This window comes from Acidimicrobiia bacterium (assembly GCA_040881685.1).
GTDB lineage: Bacteria > Actinomycetota > Acidimicrobiia > IMCC26256 > PALSA-555 > SHVJ01.
Genome location: JBBECS010000045.1, coordinates 39,363 through 65,238, shown reverse-complemented (window position 1 = coordinate 65,238; position 25,876 = coordinate 39,363). Strand labels below are relative to the sequence as shown.

Below are 25,876 nucleotides of genomic sequence, written 5' to 3'. Positions count from 1 at the left end.
CGGCCGGCCGACAATCAGTCAGCTCTTGCGCGCTCGTCCTTCGAACGTATACCCGAAGGGCTTGGGATCACCCTTGGCGTAGTAGGTGTCGAGCGACGCGACCCCGAAGCCGGCGTGCTCGATGCGCTCGTCCATCTTTCGGGTGAGATGACAGCCACCGAAGATCCGCTTGCTGAACGGCTCGAATCGGCGTTGCCATCGCGCGACGCTCGCGTCGGGCGAATGCCCGTGCTCGACGAAATGGAACGTCCCGCCCGGCTTGAGGACGCGCCGAACCTCGGCGAGCGCGGCATCCAAGTCAGGAATCGTGCACAGCGTCCAGGTCGAGAGGACCGCGTCGAACTCCTCGGAGGGCAAGTCGAGACGCTCGCCCGCGAGTCCCGCGAGCTCCACCTGCGCTGGCGTCTCCGCGATCCGAGGCTCGGCGATGTGCATGCAGACCGTCGACGGTTCCACCGCGAGCACCTTCGACACCTCGGGCGGGTAGTAGCTCGCGTTGAGGCCAGTGCCGAACCCGATCTCCACGACCTCCCCATGAAGGCCCTCGCACACGCGTGCGCGGGTGGCACGCGTGACCTTGGTGTCCATGACCTTGTTCTGGATCCTCGGGAGCACCTGGTTCCGGTAGAAGCCCATCACCACCTCCACAGACCGCGAGCTACAAGTCGGTCACCACTCGACGCCGGTACACACACAAAACTCGTTGCCTATTGGGTCGAGCAACGTCACCCAGCGAACCTCACCGATGTTCTGCACACCGTCGTGCACGCGCTTGGCACCCAAGCCGACCAGGCGATCGACCTCGGGCTCGATGTCGTCGGCGACGAGATCGATGTGCATCCGATTCTTCCCGGCCTTGGGTTCAGGCACCTGTTGGAGCACCAACGGCGACGCGTTCGTGTCGTCCGCGGGCACCAAGATCACATGTGACTCCATCGACAGATAGGTGCGGTACCCGAGCGCATCACGCCAGAACTCTTCGAGCAGCTGCGGCTCCGCACAATCGAGCACCAGATCCAACCGAGCCTTCCGTCCCACAGCGCACCTCCACCAGTTCTGACCACCGTGACGGAACAACCATGCCACGTTCGATTCGCGGCGCGGGCTTGTCCATCCATTTGTCCATCTACTCGCACGGAATGCGTGGACTGAATGGACGCAAGCTGACCTACGACCTCGCTGGAACACCGACGTACGGGACCATCGGCAGCTGAGAGCAGCGCACAACAGGGCTCCACGGCATCCTCTACCTCGTGTTTTCCAGCTCGGACACCAATCCGGTCGGGCTGCTCGCGGCTGGCGGGACCGAAGGCAAGGTGTTTCATGCCAAGGTGAGGGTCGCGGGTTCGAATCCCGTCGTCCGCTCCAAGTTTGCGCAGTTCAGCGGCCTCTGCGGAGGCCGCTGTTGCATCGAGATGAATTACGGTTCGGCACATGAGCTGCCGGATCACCGAGCTGGTCATCGACTGTGCGGACTTCGAGAGGCAGGCCGCGTTCTGGTCCGCGGTACTCGGCTACGTCGAAATCGGCCGCGAGGAGGGAGACATCGAGATCGGCCCGCCGGGTGGCGGCTTCGGCGGTCCGCAGCCGACGCTCGTGTTCACGCCGGTCCCGGAACCCAAGGGGGCCAAGCTGCGGCTGCACATCGACGTGAACGCCACCGACCGCGACCAGGCCGCCGAGCTCGAGCGCCTGCTGTCGCTGGGCGCGCGGAAGGTCGACGTGGGCCAGACGGGCGCCGAGTCCTGGCACGTGCTCGCGGACCCGGAGGGCAACGAATTCTGCCTGCTCGCCGGCCGCGTGGGCGCGGTCTAAGTGGTTCTCCCCTGCTGCCTCTTCGGCGCGGACCTCGGCGGCGGAGTCGGTGCCGGAGAGTTGCGCATCTCTTCGAACGGCAATGTGGACGGGCGCTACTTCAATAGTCGGCCCCGCGCGGGCACGATTCAAGTTCAGCAGGTGGATCTTGAGTGTCCCGGCTCGAGCGGTGCCGTACGTTTCTGTCGATCAAACCGATCGCAATCGCGTCGTAGTGCAGCTAGTAGTGGTACTCACGCAGAGGCGTGGCCTGCGCAGAAGCAGTAGTGGCTACTTGAGCAGCCGGTAGCGGACGACCGCGAGCCGGCGATGGGGATACCCGCCAGAAGCCTTGCGCCGCCCAACGGCGGACCCGGCCGGCTTGAACGGGCAGCGTCCCTCTCCAACTCGGATCGACCCTTACCGGCTAGGTCGATCGCGGGCAGCCCCAGATGCTGCCACAAGCGTCAAGGCACCACTGCGGCGTTCGGGACAAGGTGCGGATGCGCAAGACGTTCCGTTGACGTCGTGCCCGGATCGCCGCACCGGAGCGACACTTGCGCATCCGGCTCGGCGATGCGAACGCCGTAGCCCAGTACCGCCGATCACCGGCCGCGTCCCTGCGACCGCGGCGGTCGTTGGTGGTGGCGCAGCATCTGGTTGAGTCGCGCAGCTTGGCGCATCTGATGGTCGCGTTCAGCGAGGTTGGGCGCGTTGTGGGCTGCGTCGGCATAGAGGCGGGCAGCGAGTTCGAAATCTCCGTTCTTCTCGTGGAGATATGCGGCGACAGCATCGCGCCGCGGGATGTGCTCGTCGACCTGAGCGAGTGCCGCCAATCCCGCGGGAGCGCCCTCCGCTTCGCCGACGGCGACGGCACGGTTGAGACGGACGATTGGAGTGTCGGCGAACTGCAGCAGTTCGTCGTACCACTCCACGATCTGGACCCAGTCGGTGTCCTCGACACGCGTCGCATCGGCGTGGAGCGCGGCGATCGCCGCTTGCGTCTGGTATTCGCCAAGCCGGTCACGTGCGAGCGCGGCTTGCACGATGGCGATTCCCTCGGCGATGAGTTCGTTGTCCCACAGGCTCCGGTCCTGGTCCGCGAGCGGCACGATACGTCCGTCTGGTCGGGTGCGGCTGCGCCGGCGCGCGTAGTGCAGCAACATCAGGGCGAGCAGCCCGTGGACCTCGGGGTCGTTCACCGACGACGCCAGCTGCCGGGTGATGCGGATCGCCTCGGCCGCGAGGTCGACGTCGCCCGAGTAGCCCTCGTTGAAGATGAGGTACAGCACCCGCATCACCGTTCGCACGTTGCCAAGACGATCGAGACCAGACCGCCCGACCGTGCGCTTGGCGCGACTGATGCGCTGCGCCATGGTGCTCTCCGGTACGAGGTAGGCCTGCGCGATCTGACGCGTAGTCAGGCCGCCCACGGCCCGCAGGGTCAGAGCCACCGCTGATGATGGGGTCATCTCGGGGTGCGCGCACAGGAAGTAGAGGCGCAGCGTGTCGTCGGCGCTCGGCACCACACCGGTCGGCGGCTCGGTATCGAATCGGACCTCTCGGTCGCGACGCGTCGCGTCCGACCGCGCCGAGTCGACGAATGCTCGCCAGGCGACCGTGATCAGCCAGCCCTCGGGATCGGAGGGCAACTCCTCCTCCCACGCCGAGACTGCCCGGATAAGCGCCTCCTGCACCGCGTCCTCGGCCGTCGCGAAGTCGGCACCGCGACGGACGAGGACGCTCAAGACCTGGGGGACGAGCTCGCGGAGCTCGACATCGTCCACGGTCACTCGGTGACGGTCAGCGGCGCAGCGAGGAACGGTCGGACCTCCAGCCATTCGTGGATCGGCTCACCGCCGGCGCCGGGCGCTGCTGACAGCTCGCCAGCGAGCTCGATCGCTCGCTCGTGGCTGTCGACGTCGATCACCATCCAGCCGGCGATCAGGTCCTTCGTCTCGGCGAACGGGCCGTCGGTCACCGGTGGTCGTCCCTCGCCGTCGTATCGGACCCAGACGCCCTCGGGCGACAGCGCTTGCCCGTCGACGAACTCACCGGTGCCCTCGAGCCGGGTTGCGAAGTCGCTCATGAACTGGATGTGCGTCTCGACCTCGTCCGGCGTCCACTGGTCCATCGGGATGTCCTTCACGGGCGCCGGCGCGCCTCGGTAGTGCTTGAGCAACAGGTACTTGGCCATGGTGTTCTCCTTGTGTGACGGCGGCCCCGCTGGCCGCGTTCACACTGGGACGGAGCAGAAATCGAATTCTCGACACGGCCGGCGGAGATTTCTCGGCGCCGAACGACGCCATCACCGCGCGACGTATCTAACGCGACGTCCCATCAGACGCCGCGCGCAGCGGGAACCTGGACCTTAGATGCATGACGACTCAGGTCCTCGCTCGGAGATCCGGACTCACGGCGTGAACGACGTGCACGGCATGTGCGTTGCGTTCGACTGAACCGGCCCCGAGACCGTGGTCGCTGGGGCCGGCGTTCTGTTCAGGAGGACGCTTCGCCCACGGGCGCGAAGCCGGCGGGCACCTCGACGTGGATGATCGCGGGAACGGCGGCGAGCCAGCGGGGCATCATCGAGCTCGCGTCCTTGAAATGTGCGGACTCGACATGAGCCTGTCCTGCCTCGGCGTCACGGAAGACCTCGATCAGCACCCACAGATTGGGATCTTCGGCACTCCGGTACCAATCAAAGGAGATGTTGCCCGGCTCTGCGCGGGTCGACGCTGTGAACTCCTCAACGAGCGACGGCCAGTCATCGGCGTACTTGGCACGCACCCATTGCTTGACGACGATGAAGATCATCTGAACCTCCGCTGCCGGGACCGATGCTGTCGCAGGAGAGAGATTGCCATGTTCGCCGTGGTCGCAACGAGCCTTGCCGCGGCCGAGAGCGTCGCCAGTCCGATCTGGTCTCGCGCTCTCAATGCTCTGCTCGGCGGAGGCCGCTGTCGATACCCGGTGAACGCGGCCTGACAAGATCACGCCGTGCGGTGGTCTCGTTCCTTCCTATGCGTCGTGTTCGTCTTGACGCTCGCGGCGTGTGGGCAGGGTCGAGGGACGAGGTTGGGTGGAGTCCGCGACCTCGAGGTCGCCGCAGGGGCTCAGGGACGCGCGTCGACACCTGTAGCTGCCGCCGCGGGGTCGCTCGCGCCGGGTGCGTACTACACCGCATTGTTCGAGCCAACGTTCACCTACACGGTGCCAGACGCGTGGCAACTCCTGGCCGAGACGGAAGGTGTCGTCGTGCTGTCTCGGGATGTCGCAGGTGAGCGTCAGGGTTTGCTGATCACGATCCTGTCGCCGGTGCGGACACGCGCCGTGGTGCTCGATGATCCGATCACGGCGCCCAGTGAGGGGTCGAAATCGCTGGTCCGTCGGTCGGAGTCGATGCCCGATGACTATCTGGCGTATCTGGCAAGTCATTCGCCCCCGAGGCGTGCCACTCGAAGGTGACCGTCCCACCACCTGGCCACGGCTTTCCGTCGGGCCAAGTCGCCTCGATGCTCCACTCGCCGACCAGCGGCTCGAGCCGGCGTAGCGCGTGCTCCGCGGTTGGTTGGTCCATCGATCCGCTCAGTTCCCATCAGCGGATGCGGATCACGAGAACACGTCCCGCGACCACTCCGTCAGCTGAGGCACCAGCAGGGCCCAGCGCTCGAACAGGCTTCCACCGCTTGCTTCTCGCGCTTCGCCGCGCTCGATCCACTCCCGGTCGCCCCACGGCGGCTCGACGAGTCGGGCGTTCGGGAGCCCCGCGGCGATCTGTTCTGACGTTGCGCGCGTGTGGTACGCGTCGCTCTCGCCGCTGTGGAACACCAACGCGGGGATGTCGAGGGCAGACGCGTCGGCGTTCGCGAGTCCCGGAACCAGCTCCTCATCGCTCGGGCAGTAGGCCTGCATCCACCGTTCCATCGTGGCGATGAACTCGCCGCGGTCCTGGTCGAGGAACCGTTGACGGTTCGACGGGTTGCGCTCGAGGACCTCCGCCCACTCTTCGAGCGCGACGACGTCCTCCATCCCACCTTCCCACGCCTTCACGAGCGACTGACCGCAGTAGTGCACGCCCAGCATCATCAGCCCATAGACGCCTCCGCTGATCCACCACAGCGCGAGACCGGACGCGACCTCTCTATGGCGCGCGGCCGTGAGCATCGAGATCCGCGACCCACCCGAACCGCCCGCGATGACCGCTGGCGTCATGTCGAGCTGCGTGAGCAGCGCGGCGAGCGTGTCCGCCTGCATCGCGGACTCCGACGATCCGGTGAAGCAGACGTCGGACTTGCCGCAGTTCGGTCGGTCCCAGATCAAGACCTGGTTGCCGTCGCGCGCGAGCGCCTCGGCCAGCTCCCGGACACCGGGATAGTCCTTGCTGAACCGGCCGCCGGGTGTGATCGCCCACGGGCGTCCCTCACCGATGACCTCGTAAGAGATCGACACGCCATCGACCGTTGCCGCCGGCATGGGCGTACAGTACCGTTCGCGACATGACAGCAACGCTCGAAGCCCCGTACGTCGTCGATGCCGACTCCCACTGGTGCGAGCCGCCCGACCTGTTCCTGAAGCTCGCCCCGGCGTCGATCCGCGACCGCGTCCCTCGTGTCGAGGTGATCGACGGTCAACGGACGTGGATCTTCGACGGCGAGCCGGCGGGTGAGTACAGCGCCGGCGGTGTCGTCGCGCGCGACGGCTCGAAGGAGAGCGCGCACAAAGCGCTGCGCGAGTGGGACTTCGACCAGGTGCACCGCGGCGGCCACGACCCTAAAGTGCGGCTCGAGGTGCTCGACGAGTGCGGGATCGACGCGCAGGTCATCTTCCCCGGCTCGCTCGGCCTCGGTGGCCAAGGCCTCGGCGTGAGCAAGGACGAGGCGCTCTGCATGCAGGTGCTCCAGATCTACAACGACCGGAACCTCGGCGTGCAGGCCGACACGAACAACCGTCTCATCCCACTCCCGGTGATGCCGGCGTGGAGCATCGACCGGTGTGTGGAGGAGGCACAGCGCGTCGCCGCCGACGGCGGGCGCGGTGTGAACATGACGTCGGACCCCCAGGACCTCGGCGCACCCGATCTCGCCAACCGCGCCTGGGACCCGTTCTGGGAGGTGTGCAGTGATCTCCAGCTGCCGGTGCACTTCCACATCGGAGCCAGCATCACCGCGATGTCGATGTTCGAGCACTACCCGTGGCCGTCACAAGCGTTGAACGTCGCCCTCGGGATTCAGGGCACGATGCTGTTCATCGGCAACGCGCGCGTCGTGATCAACTCGATCATGTCCGGGATGTTCGACCGGCATCCGAACCTGAAGATGGTCTCGGTGGAGAGCGGTGTCGGCTGGATTCCGTTCATCCTCGAAGCGCTCGACTACGAGATGGCGGAGAACGCACCGGCGGAGCTCGCCGAGCTCGGGAAGATGCCATCCGAGTACTTCGGGAGCAACATGTTCGCCACGTTCTGGTTCGAGAACGGCCAGAACAATCTGCCCAAGCTCATCGAGTCAGTGGGTGAGGACAGCATCCTGTTCGAGACTGACTTCCCGCACCCGACCTGTCTGTATCCGAACCCGCTCCAGACGGTCGCGGCCAAGATGGCCACGCTGGCACCCGAGACGCGCAACAAGATCTACGGCGAGAACGCCCGCAAGCTGTATCGGCTCTGAAGTCGGAAACAATCATCAACGCGATCGGGCACTCTGTGGCTATCGGCCAACGCATGGCAATGACGATCTCGGGCGATGTCGTGACCGCCACGTGTGGCGAGCGCGATCCAGAACGGGCATTCGGTGCGCGTTCGAATGTCATCATGTGCGGATGCCGCGGTCGAGGCGCAGTCCAAACCGCATCACCGGCGACTCCCTTGTCGATGACGCCGGCCATGAGTGGTATCGGGTCAACAAGGATCTTCGACGCGACGCCATTGCTCGGCTGTTAGGCGATCCCGATATTCGTGTCGGTGTGCACGCCGGACGGGCGAGGCTGCGCTGGATAGCAGACGTTGAGCGTGAGCGGGTGTGGAGCGAGGAGATCGAGCCAAACTTCCACGACCATGCCAGCGACGCGATCGCGACCTCCACTCCCTCGCAGCTGCCCTTTCATGGCACCTTGTGGCGCCGGCGGGGCAAGCAATTGCTGATTTTCGACGACTTCGACTAACCCACCCGCGCCTGCTCGGTGTGCGTCGGACGGGAGCTCCGCCGGTCGCCCGCACCGATCTGCCGATCTGGCGTACATGGCGACGCCCCTGCCTGAGTAACGGTCTCGCGCGGGGTCAGCCACCCATTCGGCTGAACCGATAGAGCGAGAACGACGGGTCGACCTGCTCCCAGACGAGGCTCACCGGCATCCCGACGTACAGGTCATCGTTCGAGCAGTCGACGACATTGCTCGTCACGAGCACGCCTCCGCAGTCATCGAGCTCGATGACCGACACGTTGTACGGCACGATCGCGTCGGTCGCGGTGTGCACCGAGTGGTGCACGACGATGTAGCTGAAGATGCACCCGGTTCCTTTCGAGACGTCCCACGTGTATTCGAACGACTGACACGCTCTGCAGATCGGGGCCGGCACGTGCCGGTGGATCCCACAGTTTGCGCACTTCTGAATCCGCAGCTCGTGCGCCGCGCACCCCTCCCAGAAGCCCGCCGTCGCCGGTTCCGGCAGCGGCATGGGCATTCCGCCGGGGAAGTACCGGGGCTCAGCCACGGGACAACACGAGCGCGCTCGACGGTGGCGCGCTCGGCCCGCTCACGACCAGGCAGTGGGCCGCGCCGTCGACCTGCGAGGTTGACGTCCCCCGCAGCTGGCGGACGGCTTCGATCACGAGGCTCAACCCGTGGATGTAGGCCTCGGCGAGATTCCCGCCCGAGGTGTTCATCGGCAGGTCACCATCGGGCCAGTCGATGGCTCCGGACTCGACGAAGGGACCGCCTTCGCCGCGCGCGCAGAAGCCGAAGTCCTCGAGCGCCATGATGACCTGGCCCGTGAAGTTCTCGTAGACCTGGGCGACATCGATGTCTTGGGGCCCGATGCCGGCCTCGTTGTAGAGCTGGCGAGCGATCGACGTCATGCCCGCGCTCGTCCAGAGGTCCGCTGGCCGTGACTGCCGTTCGATTCCGTCACCCGCAACCAAGCCCTGCGCGCCGGCCGTGATGAGCACGCGCGGGTGGCGAAGCCCAGCAGCCCGATCGGACGACGTGACGACCACAGCGCAGGCGCCGTCACTCTCCTGGCAGCAGTCGAAGAGACGGTACGGGTCCGCGATCAGGCGAGATTCCTGATGTTGTCCCAACGTCAAAGGCCGCCCGTACATGACTGCTCGGGGGTTCCTCTGCGCATTGGCGTATGCCGTCACCGCCACCGCGCCGAACTGCGCGCTCGTGGTCCCGAACTCGTGCATGTGCCGCCGGGCGTCGAGCGCGTACATCTGAGCCGGTGACATCAACCCGAACGGCGCGGTGAACGCCTGCGGCCCGCCGATGGAGGTGCTCATCGGCTGCGCCGACAGCCCGGTACCGGCCCGGGCCCGGCCGAACCGCTGAAACTGCCCCTGGCACAACGACCGGTAGCACACGATCGTCGTCGCCGTGCTGGCAGCGACTGCGAGCGCCGCGTTGTGGACGACACCGCCGGCCGCGTTGCCTCCGCCCGGGTACAGGTTCACGAACTGAAGGTCGTTCATGCCCAACGCCGGCGCGAGCGCGATCGGCGCGGAGCGCTCGCTCGAATACGTGCACAGCCCGTCCACGTCGGACAGTTCCAGCCCGGCGTCCTCGACGGCGCGCATCACGGCGCTGCACGCCAGCTCGAACTCGCCTCTCGTGGCCCGACCGACCTTCCAGTACTCGGTCTCGCCGATGCCCGCGATGCTCGCGGCGTTCCGGACGTTGCTTGACATCAGCGTCCTACTAATGGATCGCGCCGTCGATCTTGAGCTGGATGACCTCGCCCATGTCGTACCCGACCTCGACGAGCACCTCGTCGGTATGGGCCCCGTGTTCGGGCGCTGCGTGCGTCTCGTACTGGGCACCGTCGAACTGCACCGGGGGAGTCACGAGACTGAGCGTGCGGCCCACCTCATCTTCGATGTCGGTCATGTAGCCGTTCGCGACGACCTGCGGATCCGAGGCCAGCTCACCGACCTTCTGCACGGGATCGAACGGGCCTCGTTGACCGGCGAGGATCTTGTTCCACTCGGCGTAGGTCCGCTCGGCGAAGAGCTCCTCGACAAGCTTGACGCAGCGGTCCGCGTTCTCTTCTCGCGCTTCGTGGGTGGCGAGCGATGGGTCGTCCTTCCACTCCGGTCGGCCCACGGCGTCACAGAAGGAGGGCCAGTAGTGCTGTTGGTCCATGCACAGGTGGATGAACCGGCCGTCCTTCGTCCGGTAGGAGTTGACGAGCGGCGCGGCGGCGCCGCGCGGGGGGCGGCGGTGCTCGTCCGTGCCCAAGAGCGTGGTGGTCACGATCGCGGTCTGCATCGCCCACATGCCGGAGTTGAGTAGCGATGTGTCGATCACCATGCCCTCGCCCGTGCGTTCCCGGTGCAGCAGGGCAGCGACGATGCCCGAGGCGAGGGCAAAGCCGGTCTGGCTGTCGCCGAAGGCGGGCGCGGGCATCGAGGTCGGGCTGGTCTGGTTCGGGGCCGACGTCGCCGTCGCCAGCCCGGCCCGGGACCAGAACGAGGTTGCGTCGAACCCGCCCAGCTCGGCGAACGGCCCCTTGGTTCCGCGCCCGGTGTTGCGGCCGTAGACGATGTCCGGTCGGCGCGCCCTGATGTCGTCCACATCGATGCCGAGACGCTGGCGCACGCCGGGCAGGTAGCTGGTCAGAAAGACGTCACTGGTCTCGACGATCTTGAGCAGCGCTTCCCGACCGCGCTCGTGCTTCAGATTGATCGCGGCGCACCGCTTCCCATGGTTGAAGATGTGGTACAGGTGACCCGAGCCGCCCTTGGGTGGTGGCACGCCCCACACGGTCCCGCCCCGCATGAGGTCGCCGTGTTCAGGGTCCTCGACCTTGATGACGTCGGCACCCCACGACGCCAAGATGCTCCCCGCGATCGGGACCACGCCGTGCGTCGACACGTCCAAGACGCGGAAACCCTTGAGTAGATCCACGACGCGGTCCCTTCTGACGATCAAGCGCCAATCCTAAAGACCTGTGCGACGCCGGTCACCCCGCGCGCGTCGGCCGAGCTGGTCAGTGAACCTCACCCCTGGCAACTGCTCGCAACCGTGCAGCGCGGCCGTGGCATGCTCGTGATTGCCAGTCAACCGATCGCGATCGGCTCAGGAGTCCGTCCGGTCGTGACCGGCACGCAGAGGTGTGAGCTGTACAGCGAGCAGATCACCTCGTGCTCCGCGGCGACCGCTGCTAGCGGGCACTCCCTACCTTGGTCGGCCAGGAGGCGAAAAGGACGCGCTCTACTCGCGGCGGGTTGCGTGCAGTAGTTCGCACACGGGTGTTGAATCCCCAGCAAGGAGGCGCCGTGCTTGACGTCACCGAGCGGACGATCCGCCTGTTTCTCCACGTCCTGGCCACAACCATCTGGGTTGGCGGCCAGATCACGCTCGCCGGGCTCGTCCCCGGATTGCGCGGAGTGAGCCCGGATGCCCCGAAGGCGACCGCCCGGCGATTCGCACAGCTGGCGTGGCCCGCATACGGCGTGTTGATCGCCACCGGCGTGTGGAACATCCTTGCCCTGAACGCACCGTGGAGCGGGCCGTACGGGACCACTTTGATCGTCAAGCTCGTGGTGGTCGGGCTTTCCGGCGTCGCCGCTGGGCTCCATTCCGTGAGCAAATCGACGCTGGGCCTCGCGATCTGGGGCAGCGTCGCCGGCCTCTCGGCGATCGGCGCGCTGTTCCTTGGGGTCCTGCTTCACGGCTGACCGTCACGGGCCTGAACGTCGATCTTCCGGATCTCGACTTCGCCGTTAGCGACTCGGGGTCGCGGCCATGCTGAGGGCCGCCGTCCGTCGCGCGGTCACTCTGCGACCCGGGGTCATGACCGGCGAGTGGCGGACGCGTCCTCCCGCAGCTTGGCCGCGAGCGTCGCGCCCCACCGACGCGCGTGCGCCTCCTCGTCGGGCTCGAGGTGCGTCTCCTTGGTGACCAGGAAGCTCTCGGGGTCGGCGACCAACTCGCATCCGTGCTGGCGAAGCTTGTGTGCGATGCCCTTGGAGGCGCGGCCAGTGAGGGGCGCGGGTGCGTCGAGGCGCGTGTCGAAGGCGGCGGCCCGCGTATCGAGCCGGCCGATCGAGTCGAGCCATTCGCGTACTCCGTCTCCGTCTGCACCGGGATCCATGATCAGTCCGCTCTCGGGCTTCTCCGCGGCGTCGACAGCTGCCTCGCGCGTGCTGGCGCGGCTCATCCCGTGCACGTGGGTCGGCCCGCCCACGACGACCAGATCTGCGCCCTGCATCAGCGCGGCGTCGACGTCGTGCACCGCCACGACCGTCACGTCGGCGGTGTGTTCCAGGCCGCGCCCGATGGCGTCAGCGATCGCATGCGTATTGCCATACATCGACTCGTACACCACGACAGCTTTCATGGGAACTCCGTTCATCGGGACTCAGAGGTACGCGGCGACGTGGAATGCCCACTCGCGCTCGGCTGCATGCAAGCGTCGGCCGGTGATCGCGAATGGCTCGATCACGAGCCAGGCGTCTCGTTCCGTGAGCATCCAGGGTTCGGGATCGAACCGCTCGCTGAAGTCTGCGGCGTCGGCGTCCACTCGGTGCAGCGTGCCGCGCACGAGCACTGACCAGCCCTCCCGATGCGCCGGGTCCAGTCCGTCGACCTCGAAGGCCACGTTCATCGCCGCCTGGTCGATGACGTTACCCGGTCTCGTGCGCAGTGCGATCCACGTGCGGCCGCTCGATTCGGCGAGGCGGTAGTTGATCGGCAGGATGATGGGAAAGTGGTCGACGACCACTGCGATGCGACCAACCGAACTTTGACGCAAGAGGTGCAGACATTTCTCGGTGGAGAGCTCCTCCAACCAGGACTGCTCGCTCATTTGCTGCCTCCGCCGAGCTGGGATCCGAACCACTTCGCTTGCCTCGACGGTCGCACAGGCTACGACCGCAAGAGCAGGGCCAAAGGTCATATCCACGAGGGCGTTCGGCTCTATGGCGGCGCCGCTTCGGGTGGTCTGCTGGAACTGCGAATGACCGCCCCGGCCGAGAGGGAAGGCTCCGCATGAGGAATTGGCTGCACGGCAGAGCGATCGGCACGCATGAGGCTATGGACGATCGAGTTGGTTCCGCGGGTGAGGTGTCCTGCCCGGTGTGCCGCTCGACGCGGCTGGTGGCGGTGGGTGATGGCGCGGGCACGAACTTCCGCTGCGAGAACTGCATGCGGTGCTGGCATGAGACGTTGGGCTGGCGCGAGTTGATCGATCCCCGCTCCTGCATCGACTGTCCACAGAAGCTGGAGTGCATCGCCGCGGTGGCGAACCGAGGCGTCGAAAACCGTGAGCTAGGGACGGGTTCGTAGACTCGGTCCATCAAGGCCGTTCGTATCTTCCTGCTCGACGACCACGAGGTGGTCCGCCGCGGCCTGCGTGAGCTACTCGAGTCAGAGGACGATCTCGAAGTCGTCGGTGAAGCCGGCACGGCCCAGGAGGCGCTGGCGCGCATCCCACCGACTCGCCCGGATGTCGCGGTCCTCGACATTCGCCTTCCCGATGGAGATGGCGTCGAGGTGTGTCGGGAGGTGCGGTCGCAGCACCCCGAGATCCAGTGCCTGATCCTGACGTCGTTCTCGGATGATGAAGCCCTGTTCCAAGCGATCATGGCCGGCGCGGCCGGGTATCTCCTCAAGCAGATCAAGGGCAACGACCTCGTCGATGCCGTCCGACGCGTTGCGGGCGGCCAGTCGCTCCTGGATCCGGCAATCACCGCTCAAGTGCTTGAACGCTTGCGGGCCGGTCCCAAGACCGACGAGCGTCTCGACACGTTGACCGAGCAGGAACGCAAGATCCTCGACCTGATCGCCGAAGGTTTGACCAACCGCCAGATCGCGGAGCGGATCCATCTCGCCGAGAAGACCGTGAAGAACTACGTCTCGAACCTCTTGGCCAAGCTCGGGATGGAGCGCCGAACGCAAGCCGCGGTCTACGCGGCGCGGCTGCGCGACGGCATCGCGACTGACGGCTAAAGGAAGAGGACCCTTTGGGCAGCGGCGACCGCGCGACGCCGGCCACCGGCGCCGAGGAGCGTTTCGAACAGATTGTCGAGGCATTGGCCGAAGTCGCGGCCGGTGTCAGCCTTCCAACCGTGTTGCGCCACATCGTCGAGTCCACATGCCGACTCGTTGACGCCCGCTATGGCGCACTCGGCGTCATCGGTGACGACCAACGCTTGATCGAGTTCGTCGCCCATGGCGCACCCGACGACATGCTCGACCAGGTGGGCCACTATCCCGAGGGGCTCGGCATCCTGGGATTGCTCATCGTCGAACCCAAGCCGCTGCGCGTGCGCGACCTGACGCAGCACCCCGCGTCGTACGGCTTCCCCGAGGGCCACCCGCCGATGCACTCGTTTCTCGGTGTCCCCATCGTGATTGGTGACGACGTGTTCGGCAACCTCTATCTCTGTGAGAAGCAGGGGGCGGAGGAGTTCGACGAAGAGGACGAACGGCTGGCCGTGTCCGTCGCCGGCGTCGCGGCCGTTGCCATCGAGAATGTCCGGCTTCATGAGCGTTTCCAGGATCTCGCGGTGCTCCAGGATCGCGAACGGATCGCGCGCGATCTGCACGACAAGGTCATCCAGCGAGTGTTCGCGGCCGGGATGGCGCTGCAAGCAACGGCGCGGCTCGCCGCGCCGGAGGTGGCAGATCGAATCGTCGGGGCCGTGGACGAGCTCGATGCGATCATCGCCGAGGTCCGCAGCACAATCTTCGCCCTCGAGGCGCGTCCCGCCGATCGCCCCAACATCAGCGCGGTGGTCCTGGACCTGGTGGACCACACCACGCGGGCTGCCGGCATCGAGCCCGCGGTGCGAATCGACGGCGCGCTCAACAACCTCGTAACCCCCGAGCTCGGCGAAGAGCTGCTCGCGGTGCTCCGAGAAGCGCTGGCGAACGCGGTGCGTCATTCGGGAGCCCGTCATATCGATGTCACGGTGAGCGCCGACCGCGACCTCGCCGTAGTCGTGCGGGACGACGGTCACGGTCTTGCCGATCCCGCCGCGCGCGGGCACGGACACGGGTTGGCCAATCTGACTTCCCGAGCCCAGGCGCGCGGTGGCACGTTCTCGATCGGGCCGAGCGAACCGGGCGGGACCGTGCTCGAGTGGCGAGTGCCGCTCCTGGGCTAACCGGGTCGTCGAATCGAGACCACCGCGCGCATCGGTCCGGAGACCTATGGAAGTTGGGACCTTCGTCCCTCGTCGCGTCGCACGGGACCGCCGACACTCGATGCACCATGTTCATCCGAGACGTCGTCCAGATCGATCGCCCCTTCGAAGCGGTCGCACCCCGCTTCCTTCGGGATCCCGCCTGGCTCGAACCACTCCTCTCGTCTGCGGCGGGAGACGGCATGGCGCGATGCCAGCGCGGCACCGCCCGACGCCGGGCCGACTCGCTCGTCGTCCCGATCCGCTGGGCGCTGGAGAGCACCGCCGCGTCGTGGTCACTCGAAGGCGACTTGGCGATCGCCCCGATCAGCGTCTCGCGTTCGGCGGTGACGTTTGAAGCGACGTATACCCTCCGCGACGAGGGCATTCGCAGCGGCCTCGGCACCGAGCAGGCGGTTGCGGGGTCCGTGCGGGTCTTTCTGTCGTGCCTTGGCAGGGCCCTGCACATGGACGATGGCTGGTGACCCGCAGCGCCGATGCGCTTGCCGACCTTCGGCACTCAACCTTGGGTCCTTTGGCCCTCCTCTGCGAGCGAGTTCACGTTGACGATGTGAATGGCAACGACACGGCGTCGTTGATGACTTGAGGAGACATCAAGATGCAACGACGCACCATCGACTTGATGGTCAGCGGCGCCGGCCTGATGCTGGCCGTCGTCCTGATCGTGTTCGGCGTCTACTTCAACGACCGGTACCAGTTCGCGGACAACAACGTACGCGACCAGTTGAGCGAGCAAAGGATCTTCTTCACGGAGAAGGGCCAGCTCTCCGAAGAAGAGCTTCAGCAGCCGGGTGTCGTGAAGTACGCCGGTCAGCTGGTGGACGACGGCGAGAAGGCACGGGTCTACGCCGACGAGTACATCGGCCTCCACCTCGAGGAGATCGCGGACGGCAAGACCTACGCCGAACTGGGCGGTCCGCAGTTCGCGCTGCGCGATCAGGTGACGAAGGCGCAGGAGACCAACGACCCTGCGCTTCCCGAGCTCCAGGCGCAGCTGGACGAGATCACCGGACAGCGCGACACGCTCTTCAAGGGTGAGACGCTGCGCGGCGTCCTGCTGACGACCTACGGCTTCTGGCAATTCGGCCAAGAGGCGCAGCTCGCGATGTATGTGAGCTTCGCCGCCTCCGCCATCCTGTTGGCGCTGGTTGGGTTCGGAGTGGTGCACGCGATGCGCACTCGTCGCAACGCGACGCCGTAGCGCGTCGAGCCCGCGGTGGGACGCAAACGAGACGGGTTTCGCCTCCTTGCCAAGGTAAGCGATCGCACTCTCGTCACGAGACTTGACATACCACTTAGCGGAGGCGGAGCACCGGGTCGCGCATGCGGCGAGACCGGATGGGTACAAGCGCGTTCAGCCGGAGAAGCCGCCGTGCCATGCGCGGGCCGCGGAGCAACAGCAGCCTCCAGCGCAGGGACCCGCGATCACGATGGAAGCTCGCGAAGTACCTCATGTCGTCAGCAATGCGCTTGGCATTGGTCCAATCCTTTTCTGAGACCGCTCGCACATAGTCGTTGAGGGCGGCACGCAGGAAGCGCGGCGCGATGACGTCTCGCGAGTAGTAGCGGTTGAGACGGCGGTCGTCCGCGACGGTCGTGCACAGCTTCTGGCTGAAGTAGCGACGGCTCTCGTTGAATCGGCTCTGGGCGGACGAGCTCGTCGCGTGCACGCGGAACCGCGTGAGCGATCGTGCAAGGAACTCCAGCCGCCATCCGGCGCGGAAGGCACGAACGTAGAGGTCGTCGTCCTCGAAGCCCTGGAGCAGCACATCGAAGCCGCCGATGGTCTCGAACATGGAACGGCGCACGACGCTCGCCGACGGGATCACCATGAGGTCCTCGGCAATGCATCCGGCGAGGGTGGTGCGGGGGTGCGCGACTCCGTGCTCGGCCAGGAACGAACGGATCACGGTCCGGCCCTCGGCGTCGATCTCGTCGAAGTCGCTGTAGACCCAGCCGACCATGGGGTCATCGATGAGCGGCGCGGTCAGCCGGGCGAGATGCTCGGGGTGCCACGTGTCGTCCTGGTCGAGGAAAGCGACGAGCTCACCGCTCGTCGCCGCCACCCCGCGGTTGCGCGCCACCGACTGCCCGCCATGGATCTGCCGTATGACGCGGATGGGGAACGGCGCGTCGATGTCGTCGATCGATTCGTGGCCGTCGTCGGAGGAGCCGTCGTCGACGACGACGAGTTCGTCGGGCGTCACGGTCTGGGCCACGACGCTCTCGACCGCCTCGCGGAGGAACCCCTTTCCGTTGAAGAGCGGGATGACCACGCTCACGCCGAGCTTCATGCCTGCTCTCGCGGCACGCGTCGGCGGCCGAACCGTCGACGTGGCGACCGACGCCTGGCGTGGGACGAGCGGATCCGCTTCCGCGACCGGGACGTGCCGGAGCATCTCGAGCGCCATGATCTCGTGGGCCCTCGCACGCGTGGCGAGGTCGCGGTCGGCGTCGGCATCGAAGTCAGCGGCGAGGCGTGCGCACAGCCCGAAGTACGCCGCGGCTTCCGCGGCCCGCTCGCGCTGCAGGGCGAGCATCCCCAGCGAGTACACGGTGTCGAGCGCGGTGCGGCCATCAGCCGACTCCTCATGGATCCAGGCGTCGGGCAGGCTCACGAGCATCCGAGCCGCGTCGGCCGCGTCGAACTGCTCGCCAACGACGAGCTCGCGGAACGCCTGTGCGCAGAGCTCGTCCACCTCGCGCGCTTCGGCTCCGATCAGATCGCGGCTCGCGTTCCGGAGCCGGACGAGCGCGTCGGGAACGCGTTCCGGCGTGATCCGAGCATGGGCGAGCGCTTCATGACCGATGGCGCGGAGCTGGAGCCAGACGATCCCGGGATCGCGCCCCGCCGACGCTGAACCAGCGGCCACCGCCGCGGCGGCGAACTGCTCCGCCGCACGCGCCGGCTGACCGCGCGCGACCAGGTCGAGGAACCCGGTGCTGAAGTGCGCACTGGCGGCGACGGCAGGAAGGGCGCCGTCCACTGCGCGCTCGATCGTCTCTGAGGGCGTCTCGACGTCGATCCCGTGCCGGTCGAGCAACGCCTGGCGCAAGCGTGGGTACCCGGATTCGGCCGCGGCAAGGTCGTTGGCGTGCAGCGCGTATTGCACGTTCCGCGCGGCCATGCCCAGACGCAGCGCGGAGTCGGGTGCCGCCGACGACGCGCGCTCGTCGCAATAGCGCGCGAGGAGGCCGAGGTCTAGTGGCTTCGGCGCGTCGCGGCACGCGTCAAGGCCGGCCTGCGTCGGCGAGGCAATGGCCCGAAGCGTCTGCACGTCCTCATCGACGATCACGGCTCCGAAGCCGGCGCGGCGCAGGACCTGCTTGAGACCATCAGCCGATGCGAGGAACACGTGACCGCCGCTGCCGAGCGCGGCGGCGACGTCGCGGAGCGAGTTGCCGGGACGGATGAAGTCGGCGTTCGGTGTCGACAGCACGAGCACGCCGTCGTCCGCGAGGCGGAGTCGGATGGTTTCGAGCATGGCCAACGGCTGATGGATGTGCTCGAGGGCCTCCGACGCGATCGCGACATCGAACGGCTCGTCGCCGACGTCGAGCGACGCGTCGAACTGCCCGGCGCGGATGTCCACGCCGAGCTCGCGTTGACCGCGTAGCGCCCAGTTGGAGGGGTCGACGCCCACGCCACGCCATCCCCAAGCGAAGCGCGCGAGATCGAGGGCGAAGCCGTAACCGCAGCCGACGTCGAGGAAGTGCAGGTCTCGGCGCGGCTCGACGCGACTCATGGTGACGAGCACCGCGTCGACACCGGCCGTGAACTCCAGGTGGCCGTCGATCATCTCGTCCGGCATGTCGACCATCGCGCCGACCCGCTCGGGCACCACCGCGCGGCATGCCGGGCACCGCACCACGCCGATCTCCTCGTGACCCCAGCGCGCCATCGCCATCCGCCGGGCTCGCCCCGCATGGCCGCACAGCGGACACGACACCGCCCCGGGTTCGTCGACCCATCGCACGGCGGGTCGTTCGTGCTTTACGGGCTCTCCGTGGAGGGCGGCGCCGGGCCTCGGTGCCGCGAGCGCGTCGCTCGGCGCGTCCGCGCCCAGCGAGCGCAGGCGCTCGCCAAGGGCCCCCCCGTCATCCATCAGCGTCTCGAGCGCTTCGGCTTCCGCACCCGCTCGGTATCCGGCATCGGCCGTGCCCTCGAGCCAGAGCGTGGCGCGTGCTCGGTCTGGCTCGGCACGCAGCGGAGCCGGCGCCACGCCCGCGGACTCGATGTGCACGGCCGCGGCCGCTGCCGTGCACCATTGGTGCTCGTTGCCATCGAGCTGGCGGCTGATCGCCTCGACGTTGCGCTCCACGTTGGCGAAGGCCGACGGCAGCAACCCGATGTCGGTGCGCAGGCCGAACGCCAGGTGCGTGAGCTCAGGATCGCGCAGCGTCACCCGCAGCATGCGCGCGAACCGGGTCGGGTCGCTCCAGAGCTCGAGTATCTCGTAGCTGCCGGTCGGCACCAAGCGTCCGCCGCGATGTCCGGTCTTCACGATCATCCCGGCGGTCAGCGGTAGGAACAGCGTCCCCGACTGCTTCCCAGTGTCGGCCACGCGGAAGTCAGCATGCGACGGCCGATACGCATGGTGCGGCACCGCGCGGGTGTCGGGCAGCATGCCGGTGGAGGCTTCGCTTGCCGTGATGCCGGGCCGCGCGACTTTTCCCGGCTCGAGTGTGTGGTCCACCCGGACACCGGCATGCTCGATCTGGCGCGCGATCGCATTCGACATGTACCCGTCGCCGTGGCGGTACACCTGAGTGTCACGGCCGAAGGTCGATCGGAACGTCTCGAGGCCGACGTCCACGCAGTGCGCGACCCATGACTCATCAGCTTGGTCGGACACCCAGTCGCCGTCGCGCCACCGCCAGCTGTGGGGGTGAAGCCCGAGCTCGTCGCCCGCCCGCTGCTGCGCCTCGAGCTCGCGCTCGTACGCCGTTGCGAGCCAGTCGGCCGATCCGTACGTGTCGCGGATTTGCGGATCCATCCGCAGGCACCAGGTCAGGTGCGCGTCGCCACCCGAGAGCGCGGCCAGGTGGTCACGGAGTCGCGGCACGAGTGGGAGGAGGAGGTCGGCCCCACGCGGCCGCTGCCGGTCACCACGCTCGGTGACGCGACGATCCGGCTCGACGTCGATGCAGAGGACGAGAGGGAGCGCGGGCACGACGTAGGCACCTCGAGGCGTCGGAAGCGGCCTCCATGCTACGCAGCGAACCCTGTCACCGTGGCGGCGACAGGGGGAGTCGTGCCCTCGTGCGGGATTCGATCTGTTCATTGATACGACGTCTGAACTTTGTCCATCCACTCGCCACTTTCGCCATCTACCGAGCCGGCAAACGCACCGCTACTTGATCCCCAGCGCGGCGCAGAATGCCGTTGTCCAATCTCGATAGCCGACTTCGTTGGGATGAAACCGGTCGGCCGAGAACTTGTCGCCCCACGGTGGGCCAGTGGTCGACCAGAGGTCGACGAGCCGGAGGCGGTGTTCACGGGCGACGCGCTCGATGTAGCCGTTGACTTGTTGCGCGCGCCGTTCCCGAAGCCCGCGGGGAAGGTTGGCCAACAGAGCTCCCACGGGCAAGGCCCGCGCGATCTCTGCCAGCGCTGCTTCGAAGGTCGTCGTGCGCCGGAGGAGGTCGTTGCTCCCGACCGCGCACGACACGAGGTCTGGAGCACCGATCTGATCGAGGCCAGGAAGCTGCTCCTCCACCACGTCGATGGCCAACGCCCCGCTCTGCGACAAGTTCACCGCGCGCCAGACGCGCCCATCGTGGCGGCGGAGGGCGTCCAGTACCTGCCCGACGTATCCGTGGTCGTAGCTGTCAGCACCGATGGCCTGTGCGGTGGAGTCGCCAAGGACCACCCACAAGGGCCCGGTCTCGGTGCCGACGCGTTCGTTCGCTGCTTCCCACGCGCGGGCGTAGTCGACGATCCGCCTTCTGCGCTGCCGCGTGGCAGGGAATGCACCAGCGAGCCAGGAGAGAATCCCACGTCTCTTTGACGCCACGGGTTCGAGACTCTACGGCTTCACCCTGAGCCTCTCGTGCTCGATCAGGTTGGGTAGACGCGCATGTCGAGCAACAGGTCGCTTCGTCGGCGTGGTGTCGATCGCCAGGTACGGTTCACGCGAACACGTCTCGCGACCACTGGGTCAACTGGGGCACCAGCAGGAGTGCCAGGAGTCGGCCTGCAAGCTGCCGCCCCAATCTCCGGTGGACGGTCGACGCCTGAGCAAGGATGCGCGGATGAGTGAGCATGTCGAGCACTCGAGTGTTCATGGGCACCACCACGACCGGGGATGGCGCGCCGTCGTCCGTTACGTGCGCCTCTCCCGAAGGATGTGGACATCGCCGATCAACCGTGCCGTGATCGGTCTGCTCGACGTCCGCGCGAGTGAGTGGGTCCTCGACGTGGGCGCGGGGATGGGAGCCGGCGCCGTCGTCGCAGCGAAGGCGGGTGCCCACGTGATCGCGGTCGAGCCGACGCCGTTCTTGAGGCGGGTGCTCGCGGCCCGGCGGCTCGCGCAGCGCTCCCGGAACCGGATCGAAGTCCTCGACGGCGCGGCCGAGCACCTCCCGCTGCCCGACGCGAGTGTCGATGCAGCCTGGGCTGTCAATACGATGCACCACTGGAGCGACCTCGACGCCGCGGTTGCTGAGCTTGAGCGGGTGCTGCGCCGCGGCGGGCGCGTGCTCCTCGTCGACGAGGACTTCGACGACCCGGCTCACGTGGACCACGACCGCGTTGACGCTCGGCGACACAAGCAACATCTGGCGTTCCCCGAGATCGATCCGGCGGTGGTGGGCGAGAAGCTGGCGGCGCATGGTTTCGATGTGCAGAAAGCCGCCAAGACCGAGCTGGCGGGCCGCCCCGCCAAGGTGCTCCTGGCAAGGAAGACGTGATGCCCTCACGCTCGAGTCCTTGAGCGCCTAGGCGTTCTGCTGACTGCCGCCCAGCACCGGGTGGGTACCAGCGAGTGAGGCTTGCAACTCAGAGCAAGCGAGGATAATCTACAACCATATGGTTGTAGATACGCGCCCTCGGGCGAAGGCAGATCGGCTGTTTCATGCGCTCGCGGATGCCACCCGACGAGACATCGTCATGCGCACCCTGCAGGGCGAGCATTCCGTCTCCGCGCTCGCGCGCAGCTACCCGATGAGCTTCGCCGCGGTCCAGAAGCACGTCGCCGTGCTGGAAGGCGCCGACCTCGTGACCAAGCGAAGGCACGGGCGCGAACAGCTCGTTCGCGGCAACGTCCACACCGTGCGCCGCGCGCACGGCCTGCTCGAACAGTTCGAAGCGATGTGGCGAAGCCGCATCGACCGATTCGGCGAGGTTCTCGCCGACGACCGAAGCGAGGGAGTTGCTCAATGACGGTCACGAATGTTCACAAGGACCCCAAGGCGATGACCATGACGATCACTTCGGAGTTCGATGCGCCGATCGAGCGCGTGTGGCAGCTCTGGGAGGACCCGCGTCAACTCGAGCGGTGGTGGGGCCCACCCACGTACCCGGCGACCGTCGTTGATCACGACCTATCTCCTGGCGGGAGCATCAACTACTTCATGACCGGTCCCGCAGGCGACAAGGCACGCGGCTGGTGGCGCGTGCTCGCGGTCGATGCTCCGCACCGTCTCGAGTTCGAGGATGGGTTCGCCGACGACGCGGGCCACCCGAACGCGGACATGCCGGTCATGACCATCCGCGTCGAGCTGAGCGAGCAGCCCGACGGCGGCACGAGCATGGCCGTCGAGACCACCTTCCCCTCGCCCGATGCCATGGAGCAGATCATCTCGATGGGGATGGAGGAAGGCATGACGTTGGCGATCGGACAGATCGACGAGCTGTTGCGAGTAGGGTGACGGTTTCGCTCGGTAGACACGCCTCGCTTGGGCCGGGATCCCGCAGCAGGTTCGACGTTTCTCCTGACTTGGTCGAGAGGACGCCATGTTGCGTACGGCACGCAAGAATTCGCTTCGCCATCTCCTCGTAGTCACGCTCGTGGCCGGCGGGCTCGGCTTCGGCGCGCTCGGTGCACCGGCACACGCACAAGTCCCGGTCACCATCGATGCCTGCACACTCGTGACCGAGCCGGACCTCCAGGCCACACTAGGCATCGCCTTCCCGGAGGAAATCAAGAGGGAATGGAGTGACCATGGCGGTGGAACGATCAGAGGACCAGCTGAAGGCAGTGCCTTCTGCGAGTACACCCAGCTCTCGCCGACCACCGTCTTCAGCATCGAGGTGTCGCAGACAGAGACGGTGAAGGCCGCCAAGCTCGACCTCAAGCGATTTCGAAACAACGGCGCCATCGTCAAGGGTGTCGGCAACCGGGCGAAGTACGCAACCGTGTTCGGCGACATGTTCAAGTTCCGGCAGGGCAAGACGCTCGTGTTCTTGCGGCTCGTGGCGTTCGGGCCCGATGCCACGCTCCAGCTCAAAGGCGTTGACGTGATGACCGCCTTGGGCAAGGTCGCGGTCGCGAACCTCTAATCCGTCCTCACACCATGACGATTGTGCGGCCGGTCGTCGCCCGATCGGCCATCGCCTCCATCGCAGCTGGCAGCTGGTCGAACGGCACGGTCTGGCCGACCACTGGTCGTACGGCCTTACTGCGCACGAGGTCGACGATCTGGCCGCTGATGCGCTCACCCAGCTCGCGCGGTGCGACGTTCCAGCCCATGGCCTGCTTGATCGTCGGCACGATGGCGGCACTCTGGTAGTTGAGGAGCACGCCACACAACTTGAAGTTGCCGAGGGCGACGCGGCGCGGGACCACGAACTTCTCGTCGGCCACGACCTTGTTGGAGGCGAATCCCATCATCAAGTACCGACCGTTGTACCCGAGACAGTGCATGGACTTCTCCACAACCGCTTCGCCGACGTTGTCGAAGATGACGCTGACGCCCGCGTTGCCGGTCTCGGCGAGGACCACCTCCGCGAAGTCTTCGGTCGTGTAGTTGATGGCGATGTCGGCGCCGAGCTCGCGACACAGCTGCACCTTCTCGTCGGTGCCCGCCGTAGCGAAAACCCGCGCCCCCGCGTTGCGCGCGAGCTGGATCGCGGCGGAACCCGAACCTCCGGCAGCCGCGTGGATGAGCACGCTCTCGCCGGCGGCGAGCTCGGCGCGGTCGAACAGTCCCAACCAGGCGAGATGAAAGGGGAAGTACAGCGCCGCGGCGCCCGGGAGTGGGATGTCATCGGGCATGTCGAACGTCGCGGCCGTGGGGCATGCGGCGAACTCGGCGAAGCCACCGAATGCGCCTTTGGTGGTGGCAACGACCCGCTTGCCCGCCCACACCTCGGCACCCGTGCCGCAGGCATCGACCACGCCCATGACCTCCATGCCCGGGCTGTAGGGAAACTCGGGTCGCGCCATCATGTTGCCGCCAGTGATGCGCTCGAGATCGTTGAGGTTCAACGGGATGCCCTGGACGCGCACCCGCACCTCGTCCGGCCCTGGGTCCGGGAGCGCCGTCTGGTCCAGCTGCAGCACCTCGAGCGGCTGTCCGTAGCGGTGCACGCGCCAGGCACGCATTCCATCGCTGTCGGGCACGGCTAGATCATGGCGCGCCGTGGCGCGGCGTTGCAGAATGCAGGCCGGAGCGGACGGGACGACGGAACGGAGCCACGGTGGAGATGCACGCCTTCCTGCGCGCGATACCGAAGGTGAGCCTCCATGTACACCTCATGGGGTCGATCCAGGCCCGCACCGTCGTCGAGCTGGCGGCCAAGCATGGTGTCCCGCTGCCGGAGTTCGACGAGCCGGAGGACCTCTACGACTATCCCGACATCTACAAGTTCCTGCACATGTACGACAACAGCGCGCTCGCTGCACAGGAGCGCGCCGACTTCCGGCGCATCGCCTACGAGACGCTGACCGAGGCCGCGGAGCACAACGTCCGTTACCGCGAGATGTTCTTCAACCCCACGACGCACATGGCGGCCGGGCCCAGCTACGACACGTGCGTCGACGGCTTGATCGACGGCATCAACGACGCTCGTACCGACCATGGCATCGAGTGTCGGTTGATCGCGGCAGTGAACCGGATGGAGAGCCCGGAGCTCGCGGTCTCGATGGTCGAGACCATGCTCGAGCACCCACGCGACGAGGTCATCGGGATCGGGATGGACTACGCCGAGGCGGACTTCCCACCCGAACGCTTCTGGAAGGCGTATCGGATGGCGAGTCGTGCCGGACTGCACGTCACCGCCCACTCGTCCGAGGATGCTCCGCCGCGCAACATCGAAACGTGCCTCGACCTCCTGGGCTGTGAGCGCATCGACCACGGATACCACGTGATCGAGGACGACGCGATCCTTGGCCGTTGCCGCGACGAGGGTGTCGTGTTCACCTGCACGCCGGTTTCGACGGCATGGGTGTACTTCGGACCCGACTACAGCAAGCATCCGATACGCGAGATGGCACGCCGGGGCCTCAAGATCATGATCGACTGTGACGACCCCCCGATGTTCAAGACGGATCCCACGACCGACTACATCGTCGCAGCCGACCACATGGGTTTCACCCCCGCCGACTTCAAGCAGTTCCTCATGAACGCGATCGACGGAACCTGGACCGACGAGCCCACCAAGCGCGAATGGCGCCGGGCGTGGGCAGCCGAGTTCGACGCACTCGCCACGGAGCTCGAACCGGCGTACGCCTGACGATCCCGGCGAGGCGGCAGCGGGGTAGGTTTTCCCG

At 66.8% G+C, this 25,876-nt stretch carries 28 protein-coding genes; 14 read left to right on the top strand and 14 right to left on the bottom strand.

From position 1 onward, the window contains the following. Positions 1–18: 18 nt before the first annotated feature. On the bottom strand, positions 19–636 hold the full coding sequence (locus tag WEE69_11960) for a class I SAM-dependent methyltransferase (protein MEX1146008.1): 618 nt from the start codon (positions 634–636) through the stop codon (positions 19–21). Positions 637–669: 33 nt separating this feature from the next. Next, positions 670–1,038, bottom strand: a complete 369-nt coding sequence (locus tag WEE69_11955) for a VOC family protein (protein MEX1146007.1) — start codon at positions 1,036–1,038, stop codon at positions 670–672. A gap of 396 nt (positions 1,039–1,434) precedes the next feature. On the opposite strand from WEE69_11955, the gene WEE69_11950 reads away from it, so the two are divergent. Further along, the gene (locus tag WEE69_11950) at positions 1,435–1,815 is read left to right on the top strand and encodes a VOC family protein (GenBank protein MEX1146006.1); all 381 of its coding nucleotides are present in this window, start codon (positions 1,435–1,437) and stop codon (positions 1,813–1,815) included. A gap of 584 nt (positions 1,816–2,399) precedes the next feature. On the opposite strand, the gene WEE69_11945 is transcribed toward WEE69_11950, so the two are convergent. The 3 genes from WEE69_11945 to WEE69_11935 all read right to left on the bottom strand — a co-directional run bounded on the left by WEE69_11945 (position 2,400) and on the right by WEE69_11935 (position 4,611). Beyond that, positions 2,400–3,581 (bottom strand): DUF6596 domain-containing protein, encoded by a 1,182-nt coding sequence (locus WEE69_11945; GenBank protein MEX1146005.1) that lies wholly within the window; start codon positions 3,579–3,581, stop codon positions 2,400–2,402. Positions 3,582–3,583: 2 nt separating this feature from the next. After that, positions 3,584–3,991 (bottom strand): YciI family protein, encoded by a 408-nt coding sequence (locus WEE69_11940; GenBank protein MEX1146004.1) that lies wholly within the window; start codon positions 3,989–3,991, stop codon positions 3,584–3,586. 302 nt (positions 3,992–4,293) lie between these two features. After that, positions 4,294–4,611 (bottom strand): putative quinol monooxygenase, encoded by a 318-nt coding sequence (locus WEE69_11935; GenBank protein ID MEX1146003.1) that lies wholly within the window; start codon positions 4,609–4,611, stop codon positions 4,294–4,296. Positions 4,612–4,872: 261 nt separating this feature from the next. On the opposite strand from WEE69_11935, the gene WEE69_11930 reads away from it, so the two are divergent. Then, a complete protein-coding gene (locus tag WEE69_11930; protein ID MEX1146002.1) occupies positions 4,873–5,262 on the top strand; it encodes a hypothetical protein in 390 nt (129 codons plus the stop codon). A 144-nt stretch (positions 5,263–5,406) separates the two neighbouring features. Here the strand turns inward: WEE69_11930 and WEE69_11925 are convergent, their stop codons facing one another. Continuing rightward, positions 5,407–6,270, bottom strand: a complete 864-nt coding sequence (locus WEE69_11925) for an alpha/beta hydrolase (protein MEX1146001.1) — start codon at positions 6,268–6,270, stop codon at positions 5,407–5,409. A gap of 23 nt (positions 6,271–6,293) precedes the next feature. Here WEE69_11925 and WEE69_11920 point away from each other — a divergent pair, with 23 nt between their 5' ends. Continuing rightward, positions 6,294–7,463, top strand: a complete 1,170-nt coding sequence (locus WEE69_11920) for an amidohydrolase family protein (protein MEX1146000.1) — start codon at positions 6,294–6,296, stop codon at positions 7,461–7,463. A 145-nt stretch (positions 7,464–7,608) separates the two neighbouring features. Next, entirely contained in the window at positions 7,609–7,956 is a 348-nt protein-coding gene (locus tag WEE69_11915) for a hypothetical protein (protein MEX1145999.1), read from the top strand. 115 nt (positions 7,957–8,071) lie between these two features. Here WEE69_11915 and WEE69_11910 read toward each other — a convergent pair whose 3' ends face one another. From WEE69_11910 to WEE69_11900, 3 genes are read right to left on the bottom strand one after another with little or no spacing between them, the layout of a single operon-like run. Then, positions 8,072–8,506: an OB-fold domain-containing protein gene (locus WEE69_11910; GenBank protein ID MEX1145998.1), complete on the bottom strand. Its 435-nt coding sequence runs from the start codon at positions 8,504–8,506 to the stop codon at positions 8,072–8,074. Next, positions 8,499–9,698: a hypothetical protein gene (locus tag WEE69_11905; protein MEX1145997.1), complete on the bottom strand. Its 1,200-nt coding sequence runs from the start codon at positions 9,696–9,698 to the stop codon at positions 8,499–8,501. Before WEE69_11905 ends, WEE69_11910 begins: the two co-directional genes overlap by 8 nt. Before the next feature lie 10 nt (positions 9,699–9,708). Continuing rightward, positions 9,709–10,941 carry a CoA transferase gene (locus WEE69_11900; protein ID MEX1145996.1) on the bottom strand — a complete coding sequence of 411 codons (1,233 nt, stop codon included), beginning with the start codon at positions 10,939–10,941 and terminating at the stop codon, positions 9,709–9,711. A 347-nt stretch (positions 10,942–11,288) separates the two neighbouring features. Between WEE69_11900 and WEE69_11895 the strand changes: the two genes are divergently transcribed. Beyond that, positions 11,289–11,690, top strand: coding sequence for a CopD family protein (locus WEE69_11895; protein MEX1145995.1), 402 nt, complete (start codon positions 11,289–11,291; stop codon positions 11,688–11,690). Positions 11,691–11,803: 113 nt separating this feature from the next. Here the strand turns inward: WEE69_11895 and WEE69_11890 are convergent, their stop codons facing one another. Both WEE69_11890 and WEE69_11885 read right to left on the bottom strand, forming a co-directional pair. After that, entirely contained in the window at positions 11,804–12,352 is a 549-nt protein-coding gene (locus tag WEE69_11890; GenBank protein ID MEX1145994.1) for a flavodoxin domain-containing protein, read from the bottom strand. Between the two features lie 21 nt (positions 12,353–12,373). Then, positions 12,374–12,820: a pyridoxamine 5'-phosphate oxidase family protein gene (locus WEE69_11885; GenBank protein ID MEX1145993.1), complete on the bottom strand. Its 447-nt coding sequence runs from the start codon at positions 12,818–12,820 to the stop codon at positions 12,374–12,376. A 488-nt stretch (positions 12,821–13,308) separates the two neighbouring features. Between WEE69_11885 and WEE69_11880 the strand changes: the two genes are divergently transcribed. From WEE69_11880 to WEE69_11865, 4 genes are all read left to right on the top strand, one after another. Then, positions 13,309–13,962: a response regulator transcription factor gene (locus WEE69_11880; GenBank protein ID MEX1145992.1), complete on the top strand. Its 654-nt coding sequence runs from the start codon at positions 13,309–13,311 to the stop codon at positions 13,960–13,962. Positions 13,963–13,976: 14 nt separating this feature from the next. Then, entirely contained in the window at positions 13,977–15,122 is a 1,146-nt protein-coding gene (locus tag WEE69_11875) for a GAF domain-containing protein (GenBank protein MEX1145991.1), read from the top strand. Positions 15,123–15,229: 107 nt separating this feature from the next. Further along, positions 15,230–15,625: a hypothetical protein gene (locus WEE69_11870; protein ID MEX1145990.1), complete on the top strand. Its 396-nt coding sequence runs from the start codon at positions 15,230–15,232 to the stop codon at positions 15,623–15,625. 134 nt (positions 15,626–15,759) lie between these two features. Further along, positions 15,760–16,362 (top strand): hypothetical protein, encoded by a 603-nt coding sequence (locus tag WEE69_11865; GenBank protein MEX1145989.1) that lies wholly within the window; start codon positions 15,760–15,762, stop codon positions 16,360–16,362. Between the two features lie 94 nt (positions 16,363–16,456). Here the strand turns inward: WEE69_11865 and WEE69_11860 are convergent, their stop codons facing one another. Together WEE69_11860 and WEE69_11855 are read right to left on the bottom strand one after the other, a co-directional pair. Then, positions 16,457–20,335 carry a glycosyltransferase gene (locus WEE69_11860; GenBank protein MEX1145988.1) on the bottom strand — a complete coding sequence of 1,293 codons (3,879 nt, stop codon included), beginning with the start codon at positions 20,333–20,335 and terminating at the stop codon, positions 16,457–16,459. Between the two features lie 180 nt (positions 20,336–20,515). Beyond that, on the bottom strand, positions 20,516–21,178 hold the full coding sequence (locus WEE69_11855) for a GDSL-type esterase/lipase family protein (protein ID MEX1145987.1): 663 nt from the start codon (positions 21,176–21,178) through the stop codon (positions 20,516–20,518). A gap of 238 nt (positions 21,179–21,416) precedes the next feature. Here WEE69_11855 and WEE69_11850 point away from each other — a divergent pair, with 238 nt between their 5' ends. The 4 genes from WEE69_11850 to WEE69_11835 all read left to right on the top strand — a co-directional run bounded on the left by WEE69_11850 (position 21,417) and on the right by WEE69_11835 (position 23,664). After that, on the top strand, positions 21,417–22,073 hold the full coding sequence (locus tag WEE69_11850) for a class I SAM-dependent methyltransferase (GenBank protein MEX1145986.1): 657 nt from the start codon (positions 21,417–21,419) through the stop codon (positions 22,071–22,073). A gap of 118 nt (positions 22,074–22,191) precedes the next feature. Then, complete coding sequence (locus WEE69_11845) at positions 22,192–22,545, top strand: metalloregulator ArsR/SmtB family transcription factor (protein MEX1145985.1); 354 nt, start codon at positions 22,192–22,194, stop codon at positions 22,543–22,545. Then, on the top strand, positions 22,542–23,033 hold the full coding sequence (locus WEE69_11840; GenBank protein MEX1145984.1) for an SRPBCC domain-containing protein: 492 nt from the start codon (positions 22,542–22,544) through the stop codon (positions 23,031–23,033). Before WEE69_11845 ends, WEE69_11840 begins: the two co-directional genes overlap by 4 nt. 85 nt (positions 23,034–23,118) lie before the next feature. Next, positions 23,119–23,664 carry a hypothetical protein gene (locus WEE69_11835; protein ID MEX1145983.1) on the top strand — a complete coding sequence of 182 codons (546 nt, stop codon included), beginning with the start codon at positions 23,119–23,121 and terminating at the stop codon, positions 23,662–23,664. A 7-nt stretch (positions 23,665–23,671) separates the two neighbouring features. Here the strand turns inward: WEE69_11835 and WEE69_11830 are convergent, their stop codons facing one another. Further along, positions 23,672–24,727: a zinc-binding dehydrogenase gene (locus tag WEE69_11830; GenBank protein ID MEX1145982.1), complete on the bottom strand. Its 1,056-nt coding sequence runs from the start codon at positions 24,725–24,727 to the stop codon at positions 23,672–23,674. 83 nt (positions 24,728–24,810) lie between these two features. Between WEE69_11830 and add the strand changes: the two genes are divergently transcribed. Continuing rightward, the gene (gene add / locus WEE69_11825) at positions 24,811–25,839 is read left to right on the top strand and encodes an adenosine deaminase (GenBank protein MEX1145981.1); all 1,029 of its coding nucleotides are present in this window, start codon (positions 24,811–24,813) and stop codon (positions 25,837–25,839) included. Positions 25,840–25,876: the final 37 nt, after the last annotated feature.

Coding starts and splice junctions, on each gene's coding strand:
- WEE69_11940 (MEX1146004.1), bottom strand. CDS start 3,991: ATGGCCAAGTACCTGTTGCTCAAGCACTACCGAGGCGCGCCGGCGCCC.
- add (MEX1145981.1), top strand. CDS start 24,811: ATGCACGCCTTCCTGCGCGCGATACCGAAGGTGAGCCTCCATGTACAC.
- WEE69_11905 (MEX1145997.1), bottom strand. CDS start 9,698: ATGTCAAGCAACGTCCGGAACGCCGCGAGCATCGCGGGCATCGGCGAG.
- WEE69_11845 (MEX1145985.1), top strand. CDS start 22,192: ATGGTTGTAGATACGCGCCCTCGGGCGAAGGCAGATCGGCTGTTTCAT.
- WEE69_11885 (MEX1145993.1), bottom strand. CDS start 12,820: ATGAGCGAGCAGTCCTGGTTGGAGGAGCTCTCCACCGAGAAATGTCTG.
- WEE69_11835 (MEX1145983.1), top strand. CDS start 23,119: ATGTTGCGTACGGCACGCAAGAATTCGCTTCGCCATCTCCTCGTAGTC.
- WEE69_11850 (MEX1145986.1), top strand. CDS start 21,417: ATGAGTGAGCATGTCGAGCACTCGAGTGTTCATGGGCACCACCACGAC.
- WEE69_11920 (MEX1146000.1), top strand. CDS start 6,294: ATGACAGCAACGCTCGAAGCCCCGTACGTCGTCGATGCCGACTCCCAC.
- WEE69_11950 (MEX1146006.1), top strand. CDS start 1,435: ATGAGCTGCCGGATCACCGAGCTGGTCATCGACTGTGCGGACTTCGAG.
- WEE69_11890 (MEX1145994.1), bottom strand. CDS start 12,352: ATGAAAGCTGTCGTGGTGTACGAGTCGATGTATGGCAATACGCATGCG.
- WEE69_11865 (MEX1145989.1), top strand. CDS start 15,760: ATGCAACGACGCACCATCGACTTGATGGTCAGCGGCGCCGGCCTGATG.
- WEE69_11840 (MEX1145984.1), top strand. CDS start 22,542: ATGACGGTCACGAATGTTCACAAGGACCCCAAGGCGATGACCATGACG.
- WEE69_11935 (MEX1146003.1), bottom strand. CDS start 4,611: ATGATCTTCATCGTCGTCAAGCAATGGGTGCGTGCCAAGTACGCCGAT.
- WEE69_11870 (MEX1145990.1), top strand. CDS start 15,230: ATGTTCATCCGAGACGTCGTCCAGATCGATCGCCCCTTCGAAGCGGTC.
- WEE69_11925 (MEX1146001.1), bottom strand. CDS start 6,270: ATGCCGGCGGCAACGGTCGATGGCGTGTCGATCTCTTACGAGGTCATC.
- WEE69_11960 (MEX1146008.1), bottom strand. CDS start 636: ATGGGCTTCTACCGGAACCAGGTGCTCCCGAGGATCCAGAACAAGGTC.